Source organism: Muriicola sp., from assembly GCF_049669965.1.
Classification (GTDB): domain Bacteria; phylum Bacteroidota; class Bacteroidia; order Flavobacteriales; family Flavobacteriaceae; genus Muriicola.
Genome location: NZ_JBATLB010000060.1, coordinates 1 through 4598, shown reverse-complemented (window position 1 = coordinate 4598; position 4598 = coordinate 1). Strand labels below are relative to the sequence as shown.

4 protein-coding genes are annotated in these 4598 nt (G+C 44.1%); 2 read left to right on the top strand and 2 right to left on the bottom strand.

Annotated features, from left to right (window positions below):
• Nucleotides 1–156: 156 nt before the first annotated feature.
• Entirely contained in the window at nt 157–1197 is a 1041-nt protein-coding gene (locus tag WBM49_RS03750; RefSeq protein WP_424370727.1) for a zinc-dependent alcohol dehydrogenase family protein, read from the bottom strand.
• Nucleotides 1198–1401: 204 nt separating this feature from the next.
• Between WBM49_RS03750 and WBM49_RS03745 the strand changes: the two genes are divergently transcribed.
• Nucleotides 1402–1956 (top strand): REP-associated tyrosine transposase, encoded by a 555-nt coding sequence (locus WBM49_RS03745; RefSeq protein ID WP_424370726.1) that lies wholly within the window; start codon nt 1402–1404, stop codon nt 1954–1956.
• A 172-nt stretch (nt 1957–2128) separates the two neighbouring features.
• Here WBM49_RS03745 and WBM49_RS03740 read toward each other — a convergent pair whose 3' ends face one another.
• Nucleotides 2129–2812 (bottom strand): hypothetical protein, encoded by a 684-nt coding sequence (locus WBM49_RS03740; RefSeq protein WP_424370725.1) that lies wholly within the window; start codon nt 2810–2812, stop codon nt 2129–2131.
• Between the two features lie 292 nt (nt 2813–3104).
• Here WBM49_RS03740 and ggt point away from each other — a divergent pair.
• A partial coding sequence (gene ggt, locus WBM49_RS03735; RefSeq protein WP_424370724.1) for a gamma-glutamyltransferase occupies nt 3105–4598 on the top strand: 1494 nt, incomplete at its 3' end.

Below are 4598 nucleotides of genomic sequence, written 5' to 3'. Positions count from 1 at the left end.
TATCTACAAAATACAAAACCACCATGCCAGAAGTGGCCTGTTCTATTATCATTGCCACGATAGGTTGGATAAATGTCTTTACACAGTAGACGCGAACTTTGTTTTACTACAAAGTTCGACGTATTTCCATGACAGGGTTTTCCAGGAGTGAAGGACTCAAAATGAAGTGATCACCATAATCCCTTTATGATCAAAATTGCCCATCCGCGGCAAAGCTTTAGTCGCTTCTTCTAAAGAGATGGTTTTTTCGATAAGCCTTTCCGGATGTAGCTGGCCGTCTCTGATCATTTTCAGCATTTCCGGATATTTATGGGCCTGCATACCGTGGCTCCCCAGGATCTCCAGTTCGTTGGCAACTACTAAATCCATAGGGGTATTAGGATGTTGATGGTCCCCCGTCATTAAACCCACCTGTATATGTTTTCCCCTTTTACGAAGATTGGCAATAGAGTTATAGCAAGTATGCTGACTTCCCAGGGCATCAATAGAAACATGGGCACCACCCTTGGTAATGGCTTTTACTTCTGAGACCACATTAGCGTTGTTTGAGGCGTTCACCAGGGCTATGGCTCCCATTTCCCTCGCTATGGCAAGTGCATCCTTATTAATATCTATAGCTATTACATGTGCCCCAAGGGCTGTGGCGATCATAATAGCAGACAAGCCTACCCCGCCACAACCGTGTACTGCCACAAATTGACCTTTTGCTACTTTTCCTTGTTCTACTATGGCCCGGAAGGAGGTAATAAAGCGGCACCCCAGAGTGGCCGCCGTAACATCATTGATTTCTTCTGGTAGCAGAACCAGATTGGTATCGGCATAATCCAGCGCTACATACTCGGCAAAAGAACCCCAATGGGTAAAACCCGGCTGCGACTGCCGGTCACATACCTGATGGTTTCCGGAAGTGCACTGTGGGCAGCTTCCACACCCGCAAACAAAGGGTACTGTTACCCGGTCTCCGGTTTGAAATTTCTTAACTCCCTTTCCAACAGCTTCAATGACACCGGCCAGTTCATGGCCGGGTACGTGTGGCAAATTAATATCCGGGTCATGGCCCATCCATCCATGCCAGTCACTCCGGCACAAACCGGTGGCAGTTACTTTAACTACCACCCCATGTTCTCTGGGTGTAGGATCGGCCACGGTTTGAATGGTAATAGGGCCCTGGAATGTTTCAAAGACAGCTGCGCGCATAATTGTTAGTACGTATTCTGGCTTTAAAGTACTTCATAAAACAGGAAACTCAAAACCTTCGATATAGCGCGGATTTGCAATCCGTGCTTTTTTCTAGTAAACATTTTATCTATATAACGCGGATTTGCAATCCGTGATTTTCTATAAAAAATTTTCCTGTTGATAAGCTGCAGTGCGGGCTATTATCTTTGTCTTAAAACGAAAGTGTCTACAAAATACAAAGCCACTATGCCAGATGTGGCCTATTTTGTTACCATTACATCTGTAGGTTGGATAGATGTCTTTACAAGGTTGAGGCAAAAGTATGTTTTAATACAAAGTTTGATGTATTGCCAAAAAAAGAAAGGCCTTGAAATTTATGCATATTGTATTATGCCCAGCCATGTACATCTACTTTGTAAGGCAGAAGAAGGTTCTGTGCTTTCCGATATTATGCGCGATTTTAAGAAGCATACTTCAAAGAAAATCATACAAAACATCATGGAATTTCCGGAGAGTAGGAGGGAGTGGATGCTCGACCATTTTAAAAAAGCCTGCCAACATTTGAAAAGAGGCCAAAAATACAAAGTTTGGCAAGATGGTTATCATGCACAGATCGCTAAATCTAACTGGTTTATTAAACAAAAAGTACAGTATAAACACAACAATCCGGTAGCAGAAAAAATTGTTGCTTCCCCTGAGGACTATGTGTTTAGTTCTGCAAGAAATTATTCCGAACTGGAAAATGAACTAGAGGTAACTCTCATTTTTATGGGTTAATATTAAGCGCGGATTACAAATCCACGCCATCTGGTAACTCTTTTATTCATGGGGTAAATATAAGCACGGATTGTAAATCCGCGCTCTCAGAATGACAAAAAAAAGTCCCTGATTTTCGATTGAATCTCAGGGACTATTATTTTTTAAAAGCTTAACAGCATAGGCGTCTTTCTTATTCGGAGGTCTTTTTAGGAAGGCGAATCCCTTGCGTTAAAAGAACAACACCCATAGCCACCAGCCAGATAACTTTTACATGAAAAATAGGTTTATATATTTCAAAATGTTCTGGAATCCCCATAACGATCCCCATGGCGGCAAGACCCAATACCACAGTAAACCAACCTAACCAGGCAGCTAGGATTTTCCATTTTACCAGTCCAAGGCCTAATAAGACCAAACCAACCCCTGAAAATACACGTCCAAAGCGCACAAAACAGGTAACATATTGGTTTGTATATAAGATACTGTCCATGAATTCCTGAATTTCTGTGGCCGACATTCCTGCCGTTTGGCCTACTCCCCAGGCACCGAAATTGTAATAAAATGCCGAGGCAATGGCAAGCGTCATGGTTCCTGCGATAACCATACCGGCACCGGGTACAAGCATAACCCGATAGGGTTTTTCGAAGGTGATAGACAAGAGTGAGAACATGGCAATGGCCATGATGACCCATCCAAAAATATGGACGCGGAACATCCAGATCCAAAACCAAACATCGTCCCCAATGGGCCCAAAGTCGGAAGCTACAATGTACTCACCTACATGGTGAGGTGATAAGAACCAGCCCCCCCATACTAAGAGGGCAGCAACAAGAAAGGTCCAGCCCGTAAATTTTGTTTCAAAGTCTTTTTTCATCGTGAATTAGATTAGTTAGGTTTTTGTGTCTTATTACGAGCCGAAAATATAGGATTAAAAACCAGGCTTAGGAGTAACATTTGTTACACAAGGCTCATAAAGTCGGGAAAAATAGTAGGTATTTGGACTGGATCCTTGCTCGCAGCAATCTTAAAACGGGAAACTTCCGGACTTCATTAAGATTTTATACCATCACAGTTCGGTTAGGAATTTTTTAGGGAAGAGTAATCTGATGATGAATGCCTTGTATCTACCTACTTTTTGCTAGCTTTAAACCAAGAAAAAGCAGTCTATGAAAAAGCTATGTACTTATTTCTTTTTAATTTGTATTTCCACAACTAATTGGGCACAAGACCGGCTTACCGGGGAAACCTTTACCACACGATCGGAAATACTGGCACGTAACGGGATGGCCGCAACCAGTCAGCCGCTGGCCACACAAGTAGCCTTAGACATACTTAAAAATGGTGGCAGCGCCATGGATGCTGCTATTGCTGCAAACGCAGTACTGGGTTTAGTAGAACCCGCCAGTTGTGGTATTGGGGGCGACATTTTCGCTATTGTTTGGGATGCTAAAGAAGAAAAGCTATATGGTTTTAATGGTAGCGGCCGTGCCCCGCGATCCCTGACCATTGATTATTTTATGGAGAACGACTTAAAATACGTGCCGCTGCACGGGCCATTGCCTGTATCTGTACCAGGCTGTGTAGACGGCTGGTTTGCCATGCATGGGAAATTTGGAAAGCTATCTATGGCGCAATTATTACAACCAGCCATCAACTATGGGCGGGAAGGTTTTCCGGTATCCGAGGTAATCGCCTATGAAATGGCCAGTAATTATGAGGGCATGGAAAAATTGCCAGGCTTTGCAGAGACCTACCTTCCTAACGGCCAGCCCCCAAAAAAGGGGGAAGTCTTTAAAAACCCTGCCCTTTCCAACACCTATGAAATGATTGCAAAAGGCGGGCGAGATGCTTTTTATAAAGGCTCAATTGCCCGTACCATAGACGGTTTTATGAAAAAAAATGGTGGCTTTTTGTCCTATGAAGACCTGGCTGGCCATACTTCTAATTGGGTAGAGCCTGTATCTGTCAATTATCGTGGTTTTGATGTCTGGGAGTTGCCTCCAAACGGCCAGGGGACCGCAGTGCTGCAGATTCTGAATATTCTGGAGGGCTATGACATTGCTGCCATGGGGTTTGGCAGTGCAGAATACCTCCATGTCCTTACCGAGGCTAAAAAACTGGCCTATGAGGACAGGGCAAAACACTATGCCGATCCGGATTTCAATACGATCCCATTGCCTCAATTATTATCCAAGGAATATGCGGCCCAGAGACGGGCACTGATTAGTCCAGACATGGCTGCCAACAGCTATGCAGCAGGTGATTTTGAAATTGAGAGTGGAAATACTACCTATTTAACAGTGGCAGACAAAGAGGGAAATATGGTATCGCTCATTCAGAGTATCTATTCGGAATTTGCTTCCGGAATGGTGCCGGATGGGTTGGGTTTTGTTTTACAAAACAGGGGACAGATGTTTAATGTTCAGGATAAGGCACATGCCAATGCCCTTGAACCGGGGAAAAGACCATTCCATACCATAATTCCTGCTTTTATTACGAAAGATGGGAAACCCTTGATAAGTTTCGGACTAATGGGAGGGGCCGTACAACCTCAGGGGCATGCCCAGGTGGTAGTGAACATGGTCGATTTTGGGATGAACCTTCAGGAAGCAGGAGATGCTCCAAGAATGCGGCATACGGGAAGTTCCCAGCCTACCGGC